The sequence below is a fragment of the Curtobacterium sp. USHLN213 genome (assembly GCF_037144815.1).
GTDB lineage: Bacteria > Actinomycetota > Actinomycetes > Actinomycetales > Microbacteriaceae > Curtobacterium.
This window is the reverse complement of record NZ_JBBCYQ010000008.1, coordinates 16,993-31,920: the sequence shown is the minus strand read 5'-3', so window position 1 is coordinate 31,920 and position 14,928 is coordinate 16,993. Positions and strand designations below refer to the sequence as shown.

At 72.1% G+C, this 14,928-nt stretch carries 14 protein-coding genes and 1 tRNA gene; 1 reads left to right on the top strand and 14 read right to left on the bottom strand.

Going from position 1 to position 14,928, the window contains the following annotated elements; translation table 11 throughout:
* Nucleotides 1-10: 10 nt before the first annotated feature.
* The 12 genes from WFH25_RS12010 to rplU all read right to left on the bottom strand — a co-directional run bounded on the left by WFH25_RS12010 (nucleotide 11) and on the right by rplU (nucleotide 10,030).
* On the bottom strand, nucleotides 11-1,540 hold the full coding sequence (locus WFH25_RS12010; protein WP_336697838.1) for an anthranilate synthase component I family protein: 1,530 nt from the start codon (nucleotides 1,538-1,540) through the stop codon (nucleotides 11-13).
* Nucleotides 1,519-2,442 carry an aldose 1-epimerase family protein gene (locus WFH25_RS12005; RefSeq protein WP_071301695.1) on the bottom strand — a complete coding sequence of 308 codons (924 nt, stop codon included), beginning with the start codon at nucleotides 2,440-2,442 and terminating at the stop codon, nucleotides 1,519-1,521. Before WFH25_RS12005 ends, WFH25_RS12010 begins: the two co-directional genes overlap by 22 nt.
* 96 nt (nucleotides 2,443-2,538) lie before the next feature.
* Nucleotides 2,539-2,614: transfer RNA gene (locus WFH25_RS12000), tRNA-Ala, on the bottom strand.
* Between the two features lie 118 nt (nucleotides 2,615-2,732).
* Nucleotides 2,733-3,107, bottom strand: coding sequence for a ribosome silencing factor (gene rsfS, locus WFH25_RS11995; RefSeq protein ID WP_070416546.1), 375 nt, complete (start codon nucleotides 3,105-3,107; stop codon nucleotides 2,733-2,735).
* 106 nt (nucleotides 3,108-3,213) lie between these two features.
* Complete coding sequence (locus tag WFH25_RS11990) at nucleotides 3,214-4,614, bottom strand: hypothetical protein (protein WP_336697837.1); 1,401 nt, start codon at nucleotides 4,612-4,614, stop codon at nucleotides 3,214-3,216.
* Complete coding sequence (gene nadD, locus WFH25_RS11985) at nucleotides 4,611-5,210, bottom strand: nicotinate-nucleotide adenylyltransferase (RefSeq protein ID WP_022907294.1); 600 nt, start codon at nucleotides 5,208-5,210, stop codon at nucleotides 4,611-4,613. The genes WFH25_RS11990 and nadD overlap by 4 nt, the downstream gene beginning before the upstream one ends.
* 11 nt (nucleotides 5,211-5,221) lie before the next feature.
* Nucleotides 5,222-5,422 carry a hypothetical protein gene (locus WFH25_RS11980; RefSeq protein WP_070416548.1) on the bottom strand — a complete coding sequence of 67 codons (201 nt, stop codon included), beginning with the start codon at nucleotides 5,420-5,422 and terminating at the stop codon, nucleotides 5,222-5,224.
* A gap of 42 nt (nucleotides 5,423-5,464) precedes the next feature.
* Nucleotides 5,465-6,730: a glutamate-5-semialdehyde dehydrogenase gene (locus tag WFH25_RS11975; protein ID WP_336697836.1), complete on the bottom strand. Its 1,266-nt coding sequence runs from the start codon at nucleotides 6,728-6,730 to the stop codon at nucleotides 5,465-5,467.
* A 271-nt stretch (nucleotides 6,731-7,001) separates the two neighbouring features.
* A complete protein-coding gene (gene proB, locus WFH25_RS11970) occupies nucleotides 7,002-7,820 on the bottom strand; it encodes a glutamate 5-kinase (RefSeq protein WP_254789344.1) in 819 nt (272 codons plus the stop codon).
* A 7-nt stretch (nucleotides 7,821-7,827) separates the two neighbouring features.
* A complete protein-coding gene (gene obgE / locus WFH25_RS11965) occupies nucleotides 7,828-9,369 on the bottom strand; it encodes a GTPase ObgE (RefSeq protein ID WP_070416550.1) in 1,542 nt (513 codons plus the stop codon).
* Between the two features lie 86 nt (nucleotides 9,370-9,455).
* A complete protein-coding gene (gene rpmA / locus WFH25_RS11960) occupies nucleotides 9,456-9,707 on the bottom strand; it encodes a 50S ribosomal protein L27 (RefSeq protein WP_070416551.1) in 252 nt (83 codons plus the stop codon).
* Nucleotides 9,708-9,721: 14 nt separating this feature from the next.
* On the bottom strand, nucleotides 9,722-10,030 hold the full coding sequence (gene rplU / locus WFH25_RS11955; RefSeq protein WP_022905369.1) for a 50S ribosomal protein L21: 309 nt from the start codon (nucleotides 10,028-10,030) through the stop codon (nucleotides 9,722-9,724).
* Between the two features lie 188 nt (nucleotides 10,031-10,218).
* On the opposite strand from rplU, the gene WFH25_RS11950 reads away from it, so the two are divergent.
* Entirely contained in the window at nucleotides 10,219-10,482 is a 264-nt protein-coding gene (locus WFH25_RS11950) for a DUF4031 domain-containing protein (RefSeq protein ID WP_229085138.1), read from the top strand.
* A 488-nt stretch (nucleotides 10,483-10,970) separates the two neighbouring features.
* Here the strand turns inward: WFH25_RS11950 and WFH25_RS11945 are convergent, their stop codons facing one another.
* Together WFH25_RS11945 and WFH25_RS11940 are read right to left on the bottom strand one after the other, a co-directional pair.
* Nucleotides 10,971-11,888: a hypothetical protein gene (locus tag WFH25_RS11945; protein WP_336697835.1), complete on the bottom strand. Its 918-nt coding sequence runs from the start codon at nucleotides 11,886-11,888 to the stop codon at nucleotides 10,971-10,973.
* 2 nt (nucleotides 11,889-11,890) lie between these two features.
* A complete protein-coding gene (locus WFH25_RS11940) occupies nucleotides 11,891-14,758 on the bottom strand; it encodes an Rne/Rng family ribonuclease (protein ID WP_336697834.1) in 2,868 nt (955 codons plus the stop codon).
* Nucleotides 14,759-14,928: the final 170 nt, after the last annotated feature.

Below are 14,928 nucleotides of genomic sequence, written 5' to 3'. Positions count from 1 at the left end.
CGATCCGCCGTCACCAGCGGGCGACGGCCCCCACACCGGCGAGCACCGAGCGCGTCTTCGTCTCGACCTCGTCCGCCTCGTCCGTGGCGACCGACGACCACGTCACCGCGCCGCCGGCACCGAACGACCGCGACCGCACCGTGCCCCGGTCGTCGATGACCGTCACCAGTGTGCGGATCACCACCGACAGGTCGACCGCGCCGCTGGCCGAGAAGTACCCGATCGCACCCGAGTACAGCCCGCGAGGCCCGTCCTCGAGCCGATCCGCGATCCCCATGGCACTGATCTTCGGCGCGCCGGTCATCGACCCCGGCGGGAACGCGGCGTGCACCACGGCTGCCCGCGACGTCCCCTCGGGCAGGACCGCACCGATCGTCGACACCATCTGGTGCACGCTCGCGTACGTCTCGACGTCACAGAGCCGGTCGACGTGCACCGACCCCGGTACCGCCGTCCGGAGCAGGTCGTTCCGGAGCAGGTCGACGATCATGACGTTCTCGGCACGGTCCTTCGCGCTCACGGCGAGTCCGGCACGGACCGCTTCGTCCTCCACAGGGTCGTCGGAGCGCCGACGGGTCCCCTTGATCGGCTCCGCGGACACCGTCCCGGACGCATCGATCCGCAGGAACCGCTCAGGAGACCGGCTCGCCACGCGCAGCGGGCCGAGCCGCAGGTACGCACCGAACGGGACGGGGTCCGCCGCGCGCAGCCGCAGGTACTCGGTCAGGTGGGGGTCCGTGGCGGAGCCCCGCCGCGCCTCCTGGACCGGCGGCACCGCGAAGGCGGTCGTGAGGCACACCTGGAACGCGTTGCCCGCACGGATCTCCGCGCGGCACGCGTCCACCGCCGTCTCGTAGGCGGCGCGCGTGACGCGCCCGGTCGCCGGAGCGGGGCCCGGGAGGAACGGGGCCACGTCGTCGACGTCGACCCGCGTGACCGGAGCGGTCACCGTCTCCAGCCATGCGCGGTTCCGCGCGCTGGCCCCGGGTTCCGCATCGCTCGCCAGGGCGAGTGCCCAGGCGTCACCGGCGGCGTCCACGACCACCGCGCGGTCGACGAACCGCAGGTCCGCGTCCGCGTGCCCCTCGGCCGTCCGGTCGACGCCGCCCGACTCGCGACCGAGCTCGTAGCCGAGGAACCCGACCCACCCGAGCGCGAAGCCGCAGCCCGCGACCGGTTCCGGCAGCACCGGGGTGCGCGCGAGCAACTCGGTGAGGACCGCGAAAGCGGGTCGGTCCGATCCCTCGGCGGTCGCGACGCCCCCGAACCACGATCGGGACGCCGGGGTCGTCTCGACGAACGCCCGTCGCGTCTCGTGCCGGAACCGCGCTGCGAACGGGCCGTCCGTCAGCGCCAGGACCGACCACCGGGCACGGGCGCGCGCGGTCGGGGGCGAACCGGCCGGCAGCGAGGAGTCGAGCCAGACCACGTCGGCGCCGGACGCGGCGGCGAGGGCGCCGAGGTCGGGAGTCGACGGCAGCCGCCGGACCTCGATCCGGGCGGACGCGGGTGCTGCCGTCAGACCGCCGCGATCGTCCACGAGGCCGCCGACGAGGACCCGGGCTCGAGCACGACGAGTCCGGCGTCGGACCCGGCGTTGAAGGCGTCCGGCGCACAGGTCATCGGCTCGACCGCGAGACCCGCACGGTGGTACTCCGGCACGACGTGGTCGGCGGTGTGCACCTGCGCCCACCCGCACTCCGGGCCGAACGAGGCACGGACACCGCGGCCGTCGGCGGCGGTGAGGACGATCGTCGCGGTGCCGTCGGCGTCGCGGTCGAACCCGGTGAAGGCGTGGTCGATGAACCGGTCGCCGATGCGCGTCGCGGAGCGCAGGTCGAACTCGTCGTGCACGGGCGCGAGGCCCGTCGGGACGAGGCGGTCCTCGGTGACCTCGAGCACCTCGGCCGCGGGCAGCGTCAGGGTCCAGTCGTCGACACGACCCTCGCCGGCGACGAGGTACGGGTGCGGACCGGTCCCCCACGGTGCCGCGTCGGCACCGGTGTTCGTGCCGGTGATCGTCGTGTGCAGCCCCTCGCCGTCGACGCGGTACTCGACCAGTACCTCGACGCGGAACGGGTACCCGTCCTGGGCGGGCACCGTCGTGGCGAGGACCGCGCGGTCCGGTTCGTGCGCGACGATCCGGAAGTCGGTCCAGGCGACCAGCCCGTGCAGGGCGTGCTGCCGCTTCGGCTCGGTCAGCGCGAGCTCGTGCTCGGTCCCGCCGAACGTGTACTTCCCGTCGACGACCCGGTTCGGCCACGGCGCCAGGACGGCTCCGCGGAAGGCCGGGCGGACCTCGTCGGCGTCGAACGGCACGACCAGGTCGCGTCCCTCGAACCGGAACGTCCGCAGTGTCGCCCCCACCGAGGCGATCTCGGCCGTGTAGCCGCCGGCGGTGATCGTCAGGGCGGAACCGGACAGGGGTGCGTCGCTGCTCATGCGCTCAGCGTACTGGGGACGCGGGAGCCGGATCGCCTCGGGCGCGCGTCCCCGGAACGAGAAGACCCCCGCGGTTCCGGAGAACCGCGGGGGTGATGGTGGATCTGAGGGGACTCGAACCCCTGACCCCCTGCATGCCATGCAGGTGCGCTACCAGCTGCGCCACAGACCCGAAGTGTTGGTGTTCCCACCGACTTCAGTGTGCCCCCGTTCCCCGGAGGCACCATAGAAGCGTACACCATGCGAACGCCGGGTGACGAAATCGTCGCCGCCACCCGGGCGCGTCGCAGCTACGCGGTGTGGTCCACCGGGAGCTCGAGCGGGATGGTCGGGCAGTCCGACCAGAGACGCTCGAGCGAGTAGTACTGGCGGTCTTCTTCGTGGAAGACGTGCACGACGATGTCGCCGAAGTCGATGAGGACCCAGCGGCCCTCGCTCCGGCCTTCACGACGGAGCGGCTTGGCCCCGGCTTCGAGGAGGCGCTCTTCGATCTCGTCCGCGATGGCGAGCACGTTGCGCTCGTTCCGGCCGGTCGCGAGCAGGAACACGTCGGTGAGCTGCAGCGGCCCGGTCACGTCGAGGGCGACGAGGTCCTCGGCCTGCTTGGCGTCGGCCGCCTGGGCGGCGATCTGCACGAGTTCCACTGCGCGTGAGGAGGCGGTCACGGATTCCTTCCGGTCGGTCGACCTGGCAGGCTGCCGGATCGCTTGATGGGTCACGATCATAAGCCACCCACCGACACACGGCCAGGCCGTGCGCGGTGGGGAGGACTCAGAACGTGTGGGTCGTGACGAGGGCCACGATGATGACGGCTGCAGCGGCGACGCCGACGGCACCGACCGTCACGCCGAGGATGAGTGGCGTGCGCGACTCCTTCGGCTTGGCCGCCGCGAGGACGACCTGCCGCGTGGAGGTGTGGCTCGACACCGCACGGCTGGCACGGACCGGGCTGGCGTCCGTGTCGGGCTGTTCGTCGTGCTGCTCGAGCAGACGGTCGACCTCGGCACCGTCGATCGGCCGGTGCGATCCGGTCGAGGACAGCGACGCCGGCAGGTCGATCGAGCCGGTGAGGATGACCTCGCCCGTGGCGTTCAGCGCGCCCGTCGGGTCGGCGAGGGCCGAGTTCGGCAGGATGATCGCGTTCGTGTTGGTCACGGCGACGCGGCGGGTGCCGGTCTCCTCGTCGTGGACCTCGGCGTCGTTCGAGTCGTGCGCCTGCTGCGACCAGTGGCCGACGGGCGGCTCGAACGCGGTCGTGAGGGGCTTCGGCTCGGCCGGACGCTGGAACGAGGCCGGCACGCGGGGGGCATCGGCGTCGCCATCGGTGTCGCCGGCGGACGACGGCGCGCCACTCGACGTGGGTGCCGAGGCAGCACGCGCGGGCTGGGCGGCGTTCTGGACCGGGACCTCGTTCGTGTCGTCCTCGTCCAGCGAGAGCGGGAACACCGCCGGCGTGGAGGACTCGATCGGGGTCGGCTGCGCCGTGGCAGGAACGTCCGGCGCGTCCGGCGTGTCCGAGTCGGCTTCGGTGTCGGACGGCTCGGTGGCCTCGGGCGGGGCCCAGGTCGAACGGTGGCGACGCGGCTCTTCGCTGTGGGCGGCGGCTTCCTCGAGGGGCTCGACCGCGTCGGGCGATCCGTCCGCCTCGGTCGCCTGCGCCACGGCTGCCTGGTCGAGCACGACCGTCTCGGCCGAGGGCTCGGGCTCGGCGGCGGCCGACGTGCCCGTCGCGTCCGGCGTGCCGGGGCGCTCCGGTCCACCGTGCAGCGCGTCGACCGAGCCGAGGACGTCCTCGACGGTGCGGTCGGACGACTGCGGCGTCGGGTTCTGCAGCGGGACGGGCTGGATCGCCTGTCCCTCGGCCGCACGCAGCTGCCGGATCTGCCTACGGGTGAGTCCGCCCGAGCCGGGGACGATCTCGGTCGCCGAGGCCGGGGGCATCGACGGCACACCGGAGCCGCCGGACGAGGCCGACGACGGCACGGCGGACTGTGCGGGTGCGCCGGGGGCGGGAGCGACGTGGCTGCCGGGACGGTGGCGCACTTCCGGCTGCTCGGCCGGGGCGGCGACGGTCGGGGGCGGCGTCACGGGCTGCGCACCGCCCGCGGCGGCACGCTCCCGCTCGCGCGCCTGGCGCCGCGACAGGGGCGGCTGCGCGTCGGACGAACTCATGCAACGCTCCGATACAGATGGTGCTTGGAGATGTACTGGACGACACCGTCGGGGACCAAGTACCACACGGGGAAACCACGTCTCACCCGGTCGCGGCAGTCGGTCGACGATATTGCCAGCGCGGGAACTTCGAGCAAGCTTACGTCTCGTTCGGGCAGACCCGTGATGCTCAAGGCGTGTCCCGGACGTGTCACAGCGACGAAGTGCGCGAGGTCCCAGAGGCCATCATGGTCCTTCCAGTCGACAATCTGCTGGACGGCGTCTGCGCCGGAGATGAAGACCAGCTGCGCGTCGGGTCGCTGCTCGTGCAGGTCCTTCAGCGTGTCGACCGTGTAGGTCGGGCCCGGGCGGTCGATGTCCACGCGGCTCACGGTGAACATCGGGTTCGACGCCGTGGCGACGACGGTCATGAGGTAGCGGTGCTCGGCGTCGGTCACACCGGACTTCATGTACGGCTGCCCCGTGGGGACGAAGACCACTTCGTCGAGGTCGAACGCGCGCGCCACCTCGGACGCTGCCACGAGGTGGCCGTTGTGGATCGGGTCGAACGTGCCACCCATCACGCCGATGCGAGGCCGCCCCGTGCTCTCGAGCATGGAGTCGCGGGTCAGTGCTCGGCGCGACCGAACTCGTCGACACCCGTCTCGTGGGTGCGCGTGGCCTCGAACTTGTGCGAGTGGCGGTAGGCCACGTCGCGGAAGCTCCAGGTCACGAACCCGAGGAACGCGAAGAAGAGGGCACCGACGAGCGGGAACACGTACGCGGGGACCCCCGAGGCGTGCTCAGCGGCTTCTGCGAGGAAGGTCATTGATCCGATGCTCCGTTCGGTCGGGGGAATTCGCCGTTCAGTCTAGCCGCGGATCTGTCCCTGCCCGCGCACGATCCACTTCGTGCTCGTCAGCTCGGGCAGCCCCATCGGCCCACGAGCGTGCAGTTTCTGCGTGGAGATCCCCACCTCGGCACCGAACCCGAACTCCCCGCCGTCGGTGAACCGCGTCGAGGCGTTCGCCATCACGACCGCGGAGTCGACCTCGGCCAGGAAGCGCTCGGCCGTGTCGATGTCGTTCGTGACGATCGACTCGGTGTGGTGCGTCGACCAGCGCGCGATGTGCGCCATCGCCGCATCGACGTCGGGCACCACGCGGACGGACAGGTCGAGGTCCATCGACTCGGTCGCCCAGTCGTCGTCCGTCGCCCGGAGCACACCGGGCACGAGCACCCGCGTGGCGTCGTCACCGCGGAGCGTGACGCCCGCGGCCCGGAGCCGGTCGGCCAGCGCGGGCAGGAGCCGGTCGGCCGCCCGCTCGTGCACGAGGAGCGTCTCGAGCGCGTTGCACACGCTGGGCCGCTGCACCTTGCTGTTCAGGACGATGTCGATCGACCGGTCGAGCGGTGCCGACTCGTCGAGGAACACGTGGACGACCCCGGCACCCGTCTCGATCACGGGCACCTGCGACTCGGTCACGACGGTCTGGATCAGTGACGCGCTGCCCCGCGGGATGAGCACGTCGACGAGCCCGCGCGCCCGCATCAGGTCGGTCGCGCCGGCACGCCCGAACTCGTCGATCGTCTGCACGAGTTCGCGCGGCAACCCCGCCGAGGCGACGGCGTCCTGGATCCGGGCGACGAGCACCGCGTTGGTGCGCTGCGCCGCCGAGCCGCCCCGGAGCACGACCGCGTTGCCGCTCTTCAGCGCGAGGCTGGCGATGTCGACCGTGACGTTCGGCCGCGCTTCGTAGATCGCGCCGACGACCCCGAACGGCACCCGCACCTGGGAGAGCTGCAGCCCGTTCGGCAACCGCGACCCGCGGACGTGCTGCCCGACCGGGTCGGTGAGGCCGACGACGTGCTCGACCGCGGCGGCGAGGGCGTCGATACGGACGGGATCGAGCCGCAGCCGGTCCAGGAGCCCGGACGAGAGCCCGCTCTCCTCGCCCGCCAGGAGGTCCTCGTGGTTGGCCGCGACGATCTCGTCCGTCGCCTGTCGCACGCCCGCCGCGATCGCGAGGAGCGCCGCGTCCTTCACCGCGGTCGTCGCCGTGGCGAGGACCGACGCCGCGTCGCGCGCAGCGACGAGCTTGTCGGTCAGGGTCGGGGCGGATGCGGTCAGCGACATGGCTCGATTCTAGGCGCGGGGGTCCGCCACATGACGGCGGTCCGGCTCACCTGTGGAGGGCCCTGGAGGCGCGGCTCCTGTGGAGGAGTCAGCACACGCCCGCAGCGCCCTCGCCCCTCGGTCCGCGCGCCCCGCGAGCGGGCACGACACGCCGCAGGCGTGCCGCCGAGGTCGCGGAATCCGTCGCTCGGAGGCGCCGAGCGTGACGAACAATGCCCCCTCGGCGGACGTGAGCGGCGCGTCGAAGCCGACCCGCGCCTCCCGTACCCCGTCAGCCCCGCGCCGCCGCCTCGAACCAGGTCCCGACCTGCTCCCCCGCCAACGCCCGCTCCACGAGCGCCGTCGCCGTCACGAGCACCGCCGTGCCGGCCTCGGCCGCGAGCCGGGCGGCAGCGACCTTCGTCCCCGCTCCCCCGGTCCCCACGCCCGCGGCACCGATCGACCCGAACGTGACCCCGGCGAGCTCGTCGCCGAACGGCACGTGCGTGATCGGCTCCGCGCCGGGCTGCTCCGGGGGCCGCGTGTAGAGCGACTCCACGTCGGACAGCAGCACGAGCGCATCGGCCCCGAGCAGCCGGGCCACGAGCGCCGCGAGCCGGTCGTTGTCCCCGAAGCGGATCTCGTGCGTCGCCACGGTGTCGTTCTCGTTCACGATCGGCAGCACCCGAAGCGCGAGCAGCCGGTCGATGGCCCGCTGCGCGTTCACCCGGTGCGTCGGGTTCTGCAGGTCCCCCGCGGTCAGGAGGATCTGCGCCGCGACGACCGCGTGCCGGTCGAGTTCCTTCTGGTACCGGAACATCAGGACGTTCTGCCCGGTCGCGGCGGCGGCCTGCTGGGTGGCGAGGTCGTCGGGGCGGCCCTCGAGCCCGAGGAACGGGAACCCGGTGGCGATGGCGCCGGAGGACACGAGGACGACCTCGGTCCCCCGGGCGTGCGCTGCCGCGATGGCGTCCACGAGCGGAGCGATCTGCCCGGTGTTGTCACCGCTGACCGACGACGACCCGACCTTGACCACGATCCGCTTGGCACGCGGGATGTCCTCGCGCCGGGTGACGGGTCCGAGGTCGGTGCGTGCGGTCGTGTCGGTCATGCCGTGGTCAGTCCCTGTCGTCCCGGTCTGCTTCGGCGGGAGACAGGTCTCCGTCCTCCGCCCACAGCCCGGCGATGCGCTCCTGCTCGAGCTCGGCACGCGCCGCGGCCTTGGCGTCCATGCGCTCGAAGTACTCCTCGCGACGCTCGTTGCGGGTCGGACGCGAGGTCGCGCCGATCCGGGCGTCGGTACCGCGGGCGCTCGTGATGAGCTCCGCGGTCGAGGTGAGCGTGGGCTCCCAGTCGAAGATCGTGCCGCCGTCGCCACCGATGACGACGGTGGACCCGGCGACGGCTCCGGCCTTGAACAGGCCGTCCTCGACGCCGAGCTTCGCCAGGCGGTCGGCGAGGTAGCCGATCGCCTCTTCGTTCGTGAAGTCGGTCTGCTGCACCCAGCGCTCCGGCTTCGCACCGCGGATGCGGTAGAAGCGGTGTTCCTCGCCGCCTTCGGCGCGGATGGTGAAGGGCTTGTCGTCGACCGCCTTGGGACGGAGGACGATGCGCTCGGCCACCGGCTCGGCGGCACGGGAGGCGCGGGCCTGCTCCACGACGTCGGCCAGCGCGAACGTCAGCTCGCGCAGGCCCTTGCGGGACGCGGTCGAGATCGGGAAGACGCGGTAGCCACGGCCCTCGAGCTCGTCGCGCACGAAGGCGGCGAGTTCTTCGGCCTCGGGCACGTCGACCTTGTTGAGCGCGATCATCTGCGGGCGCTCGAGCAGCGGCACCTGGCCCTCGGGGACCGGGTAGCGCTCGAGCTCGCCGAGGATGACGTCGAGGTCGCTGATCGGGTCACGGCCGGGGTCGAGCGTGGCGCAGTCGATCACGTGCAGGAGTGCCTCGCAGCGCTCGACGTGACGGAGGAACTCGAGGCCGAGGCCCTTGCCCTCCGACGCGCCCTCGATCAGACCGGGGACGTCGGCGACGGTGAAGCGGGTGGATCCGGACTCGACGACGCCGAGGTTCGGCGTGAGGGTCGTGAACGGGTAGTCGGCGATCTTCGGCTTCGCGGCGGAGATCGCGGCGATGAGCGAGGACTTGCCGGCGCTCGGGAACCCGACGAGGGCGACGTCGGCGATGGTCTTCAGCTCGAGGCTGACGTCACCGGCCCAGCCCTCGGTGCCGAGCAGCGCGAAACCGGGGGCCTTGCGCTTCGTGGTCGAGAGCGCGGCGTTGCCGAGACCGCCCTGACCGCCGGGGGCGATGACGACGCGCATGCCCGGCTCGGTCATGTCCGCGAGGACGTCGCCGTTCTCGTCGTACACGACGGTGCCGATCGGCAGCGGGAGCTCGAGCGTCTCACCGCTGATGCCGCTCCGCATGTCGCCCATGCCGGGCTGCCCGTTCTTGGAGGAACGGTGCGGCGAGCGGTGGTAGCCGAGCAGGGTCGTCACCTGGGGGTCGGCGACGAGGACGATGTCGCCACCGTCACCGCCGTTGCCGCCGTCCGGGCCGGCCAGCGGCTTGAACTTCTCACGGCGGACCGACACGCAGCCGTTGCCGCCGTTCCCCGCGGTGAGGTGCAGGGTCACGCGGTCGACGAAGGTCGCCATGGGTCCACTCCTTGGTGTTGCAACGAAAGAACGGGAGGGGCGGCCACGTGGCCCGCCCCTCCCGCAGAGTCAGATCGTCGAACTGCTTACGCGTTGACGATGTTGACGACCTTGCGGCCGCCCTTGGTGCCGAACTCGACCGCACCGGCCGAGAGGGCGAACAGCGTGTCGTCGCCACCGCGGCCGACGTTGGCGCCCGGGTGGAAGTGGGTACCGCGCTGGCGGAGGATGATCTCACCGGCGTTGACGACCTCGCCACCGAAGCGCTTCACGCCGAGGCGCTGTGCGTTCGAGTCACGACCGTTGCGAGTGGAGCTCGCACCCTTCTTGTGTGCCATCTTCTACTCCCGCCTTACGCGATCGAGGTGATCTTGACGCGGGTGAGCTCAGCGCGGAAACCCTGACGCTTCTTGTACCCGGTCTTGTTCTTGAACTTCTGGATGACGACCTTCGGACCGCGGAGGTCCTCGAGCACCTCGGCGGTGACCGTCACGTTGGCGAGCTCGGAAGCCGCCGACGTGATCTTGTCACCGTCCACGAGGAGCACCGGGGCGAGGTCGATGTTGCCCTTGTCGTCGGCCTTGGCACGGTCGATCGTGATGATCGTGCCGACCTCGACCTTCTCCTGACGGCCGCCGGCGCGCACTACTGCGTAAACCACGTGGAAATCCTTACGTAACTCTGCTTGAGGGAAGTCTCGGGTGCCCACTTCTGCACGAGCGGTTCCCGGAGGGCCGGGCCCGATCGGCGACGCAGGCAGAACGGCCCGCTGACACCAGGGATCGAGAATACTCGATGCCCCCAGGTCCGGTCAAACGGCGACACACGTACGATTGCCGTGTGACCGTGATGATCGACCCGCCGACGTGGCCCGCACACGACACTCTGTGGTCGCACCTCGTCAGTGACACATCATACGACGAGCTGCACGAGTTCGCTGGACGCGTCGGTATCCCACGCCGTGCGTTCGACCACGACCACTACGACGTGCCGTTGTCGCGCTACGAGGAACTCGTCGCCGCGGGGGCCACGGCGGTCACCGGGCGGGAGCTGGTCCTGCGCCTGATCGGCAGCGGGCTGCGGGTCGCCCAGCGGGACAAGCACACGTTCTGAGCGCGCGGCCGCCCACGCACGGTGCGAGGTCCCGTGCTGGGTGCGGCGGTCGCACCCTCGCACCCTGCCCGGCGCCTCGCACGCGGCACGGCGCGGTGGCGCCATGCACGGTGCGAGGTTCCGTGCTGGGTGCGGCGGTCACACCCTCGCACCCTGCCCGGCACCTCGCACGCGGCACGGCGCGGTGGCGCGCGGCGGTCCAGGAGGCGCGGCGCACCCCCGCCCCGCCGGGCACCTCCCTCGGCGCGCGGCCGACTCCCGGGCGTGGCGTGGCGTGGCGGTGCGGCGCCGTCGCGCGTGGCGAGGCCGAACGACATCGCCGAGGTCGGACGACGTCGGGGATGTCGCACCCCCGCGGGCGCAACGGATGGTGCACGCAACCTGCGACAAAGTCGACGTCGTACGACATCGACCGTGTCGCACCACGTCGGCACACGGCACACGGCACACGGCACACGGCCACGAGCCGCACGCGGCCGCTCAGCGGCTCAGCGCGGCGCCGGACCACCCCAGGGGTTCGACGGGGGCTGCGGCGGCGCGTACGGCGGCACCTGGCCCCCCTGCGCCCCCGGCTGACCCGCCTGACCCTGCTGCGACGACGGCTGCACGGTCGCCGGCGGCACCGCGTCGGCCGGTCGGACCGTCCCGGGCGTGCCGGGTGCTCCGGGTGCACGACGTCCGCCCCGGGGCCGCCCGAGCCAGAGCCACGCCGCGGTCGACGTCGCGATGAGCATCAGCGTGAACGGCACACCGGACTGCAGCGGGCGGGTGACGACGTCGATGAGGAGCTGGGCGCCTCCCGAGCGGACGGCGCTGAACGTGCCCGTGAAGACCCCGACGAGCGCCAGGGCGATCGTCCCAGCGGCCCCGGCGAGCACGGCGCGGAGGAGCACCGTCGGCAGCGGGCTCCGTCGGTCGACGGGCGTGAGGAACGCCAGCGCGAGGAAGGCCCCGGCGTAGAACGGGAACGGCGTGGCGAACACCCCGGACACGAACCCGCCGACCAGGCTGCCGCCCGCGCCGTAGCTCGCGAACGGGTGCACCACGAACGAGGCGCCGAGCAGGCCGACGAGCCCTGAGACGAACTCGACGAGGACGATCGACACGACGGCGATGAGCGCGCCGGCCGTGTTCGTGACCGACGCTCCCGGAGCGAAGGCCCGACGCGGATCCGCCGGCGTCCGCGGCGGCCGCGGAGCCGGCGCGGACCCGCCGTACTGCGGCCCGCGGTACGGGCCGCCTTGCGGCGCACCGTACGGGACACCGGACTGCTGCGGTCCCCCGTACGCTCCGCCCGGCTGCTGCGGGGCACCGGCGGGCGGCGCGGGCTGGGACCAGCCCGCGCCGTAGTACCCACGATCGTGCTGCGACCGCTGCGACCGCTGCGGATCGCCGGGGTTCGACATCGTCAGTTCCCCAGGATCACGGCGCCGTCGTCGGAGTCGTCACCCTCGGCCGTCGCCGGTGCGCTGATGCTCGGGGACGAGACGCGACGGGACCGCGAACGGCCCTGCCCCGGCTGCTTGGGCTCCGGGAGCGCCTGCAGCACGGAGTCGAGCAGGGACTCGGCGTCCCCGCTGACCTGGCGCGGCTCGCGCTTCGTGGCGGCGATCGGGATGTCGAGGATCGCGACCGAGGTCTCGGCCGGGGTCACCGGGGCACTCGAGCTCACCCGACGGCGGGTCGGCGCCTTGGCCGGCACGTCCTCGACGACGGGGGCAGCAGCGACCGGAGCCGCCGCAGCCGGAGCCGCAGCAGCCGGAGCGGCAGCCGCCGAGGTGCCCTGCTCGGGCGCGGACGGCGCATCGGGCGTCGAGGACGAGCCGGACGCGGTGTCCGCCGTCGTCTCGGGCGCACCGGCACCGCGGCCACCACGACGACGTCGACGCTTCGAGCCCGACGACTGCTCGCCGTGCTCGGACTGCGACGCGCCGGTGTCCGGACCGGACTCCGCGGCGGGTGCCTCCGGCGCCGATGCCGCCGATGACGCCGATGACGCCGAACCCGCCGACACCGCAGAGGACGCCGAAGCCGGGGTCGCAGCCCCGTCGTGCTCCTCGTGCGGGATGGTCGATGCGGCGATCCGGGACAGCGCGCTCTTCACGTCGTCCGTGATCTGGTGCGCGTGCGACGAGCCGTTCGACGACGAACCGTTGCCGGACCCGCCGTTCGACCCGTTCCCACCGTTCGAACCGTTCGAACCGTTCCCACCGTTGGACCCGCCGTTGCCGGCCCCACCGCGGCTCTTGCGACGGCTCTTCGACGGCCCCGGGTCGGCGTTGTTGTCGTTGACCTTGGCGTTGACCTCGTCGAGGGACTCGCGGAGCCCCACGCCGATCTTCTTGCGGGTCATCTGCACGAGGCCGAGCGAGGTGACCTCGGCGACCTGGTGCTTCGTCCGGTCACGGCTGAGGCACTCGACGAGTCGACGCAGCACGAGGTCGCGGTTCGACTCGAGCACCATGTCGATGAAGTCGACGACGATGATGCCGCCGATGTCCCGCAGGCGGAGCTGGCGGACGATCTCCTCGGCCGCTTCGAGGTTGTTCTTCGTGACGGTCTCCTCGAGGTTGCCGCCGGACCCGACGAACTTCCCCGTGTTGACGTCGACGACCGTCATGGCCTCGGTGCGGTCGATCACGAGCGAACCGCCGGAGGGCAGCCAGACCTTGCGGTCGAGGGCCTTCTCGATCTGCTCGTTGAGGCGGTACTCCTCGAAGGAGTCCGGGCCGTCGTAGATCTCGACGCGGTCCTTGAGGTCCGGCGCGACCGCGGTGAGGTACTCGTCGATCGTCTCGCGCGCCGCGGAGCCGTCGATGATGAGCTTGGTGAAGTCCTCGTTGAAGACGTCGCGGACGATCTTCACGAGCAGGTCCGGCTCCGAGTGGAGCATGACCGGCGCCTGGCCGTTCGCGACCTTCTTCTGGATCGCCTCCCACTGGCTGGTGAGCCGCTGCACGTCGCGGGTGAGCTGCTCCTCGGTCGCGCCCTCGGCGGCGGTGCGGACGATGACGCCCGCGTGCTCCGGGAGGACCTCCTTGAGGATCTTCTTGAGGCGCGCACGCTCGGTGTCCGGCAGCTTGCGCGAGATGCCGTTCATCGAGCCGTTCGGCACGTACACGAGGTAGCGGCCCGGCAGCGAGACCTGGCTCGTCAGACGGGCGCCCTTGTGCCCGACCGGGTCCTTCGTGACCTGCACGAGGACCTTGTCGCCCGGCTTGAGCGCGGCTTCGATCCGACGCCCGTGGTTGCCGGTGTCGACCGAGTTCCAGTCGACCTCGCCCGCGTACAGCACGGCGTTGCGGCCGCGACCGATGTCGACGAACGCCGCCTCCATCGAGGGCAGGACGTTCTGCACCTTGCCGAGGTACACGTTGCCGATGAGCGACACGTTGTGCGACTTCGTCACGTAGTGCTCGGCGAGGACACCGTCCTCGAGCACGCCGATCTCGATCTTCGAGGCGCTCGACCGGACGATCATCTGCCGGTCGACGCTCTCGCGGCGGGCGAGGAACTCGTCCTCGGTGACGACCTGGCGACGACGACCGGCATCGCGCCCGTCGCGGCGGCGCTGCTTCTTCGCCTCGAGCCGCGTCGAGCCCTTCACCTTCTGCGGCTCGGTGATGTACTCGACCTCGCGGCGGCGGGGCTCCTGGTGGTCCCGCGGCTCGCGCGGTTCGCGCGGCTCGCGGCCTTCGCGGTCGGCGCTCGTGCCGCGGCGACGCGACCGACGGCGTCCGCCGCCCTGCTCGTCGTCGTCGTCCTCGTCGTGACGGGGCGCGCGCTCGGGCAGGTCCGGCAGGACCGGGGCGTGGAAGATCAGGCTGAGCGTGCTCGTCGCCTTGGGGACGAACGGCTCGTCGCCGGGCTCCGCCGGACTGGAGGCGCTGCTCGCGTCCGCCTCGACCGTCGCGGCCGGTGCGGCTGCGGTCTCGGTGTCGTCACCGGCCGTGATGACCGGCAGGTCGCCCGTGAGGGTGCTCACGTCGTGCGGCTCGTCGCCGCCGGCGGTCGCCTCGACCGCGACCGACACGGTGGGCGCCTCCGGCGCTCCCCCGGCGTCCGGCGCTGCGTCCGTCACCGCGAACGTCTCCGCGCCGGCGTCGGACGTGCCGTCCGCCGGAGACCCGGTCACCTGCTCGACGGGACCGGTCTGCGCGGCGTCACCCCGTGCCTCCTGGCCGGCCGACCGGGCGCGCCGACCGCCGAACAGGCGGCCTCGACGCTTCGGTGCGACTTCTTCGTTGTTCGTGTTGTCGTTGTTCTGCTCCACCATGGACCTGGTGCACTCCTTGACCCCGCTCGCATCCTGTCCGGACGGCGGGAATTCTGTAGTTGTAGCGGGTGGCGACCACGCCCCCGCGTTCGCTGTCTTGTGACCGTCGCGTCGCGCGCGTCCCGGTCACGGTGCGCTCTCACCGCACCTGATCGTCCGGGCTGGGCCCG

Coding starts and splice junctions, on each gene's coding strand:
- WFH25_RS11980 (WP_070416548.1), bottom strand. CDS start 5,422: ATGACCTTCCTCGCAGAAGCCGCTGAGCACGCCTCGGGGGTCCCCGCG.
- nadD (WP_022907294.1), bottom strand. CDS start 5,210: ATGCTCGAGAGCACGGGGCGGCCTCGCATCGGCGTGATGGGTGGCACG.
- WFH25_RS11940 (WP_336697834.1), bottom strand. CDS start 14,758: ATGGTGGAGCAGAACAACGACAACACGAACAACGAAGAAGTCGCACCG.
- WFH25_RS11945 (WP_336697835.1), bottom strand. CDS start 11,888: ATGTCGAACCCCGGCGATCCGCAGCGGTCGCAGCGGTCGCAGCACGAT.
- proB (WP_254789344.1), bottom strand. CDS start 7,820: ATGACCGACACGACCGCACGCACCGACCTCGGACCCGTCACCCGGCGC.
- WFH25_RS11950 (WP_229085138.1), top strand. CDS start 10,219: ATGATCGACCCGCCGACGTGGCCCGCACACGACACTCTGTGGTCGCAC.
- obgE (WP_070416550.1), bottom strand. CDS start 9,369: ATGGCGACCTTCGTCGACCGCGTGACCCTGCACCTCACCGCGGGGAAC.
- WFH25_RS12005 (WP_071301695.1), bottom strand. CDS start 2,442: ATGAGCAGCGACGCACCCCTGTCCGGTTCCGCCCTGACGATCACCGCC.
- WFH25_RS11990 (WP_336697837.1), bottom strand. CDS start 4,614: ATGAGTTCGTCCGACGCGCAGCCGCCCCTGTCGCGGCGCCAGGCGCGC.
- WFH25_RS11975 (WP_336697836.1), bottom strand. CDS start 6,730: ATGTCGCTGACCGCATCCGCCCCGACCCTGACCGACAAGCTCGTCGCT.
- rpmA (WP_070416551.1), bottom strand. CDS start 9,707: ATGGCACACAAGAAGGGTGCGAGCTCCACTCGCAACGGTCGTGACTCG.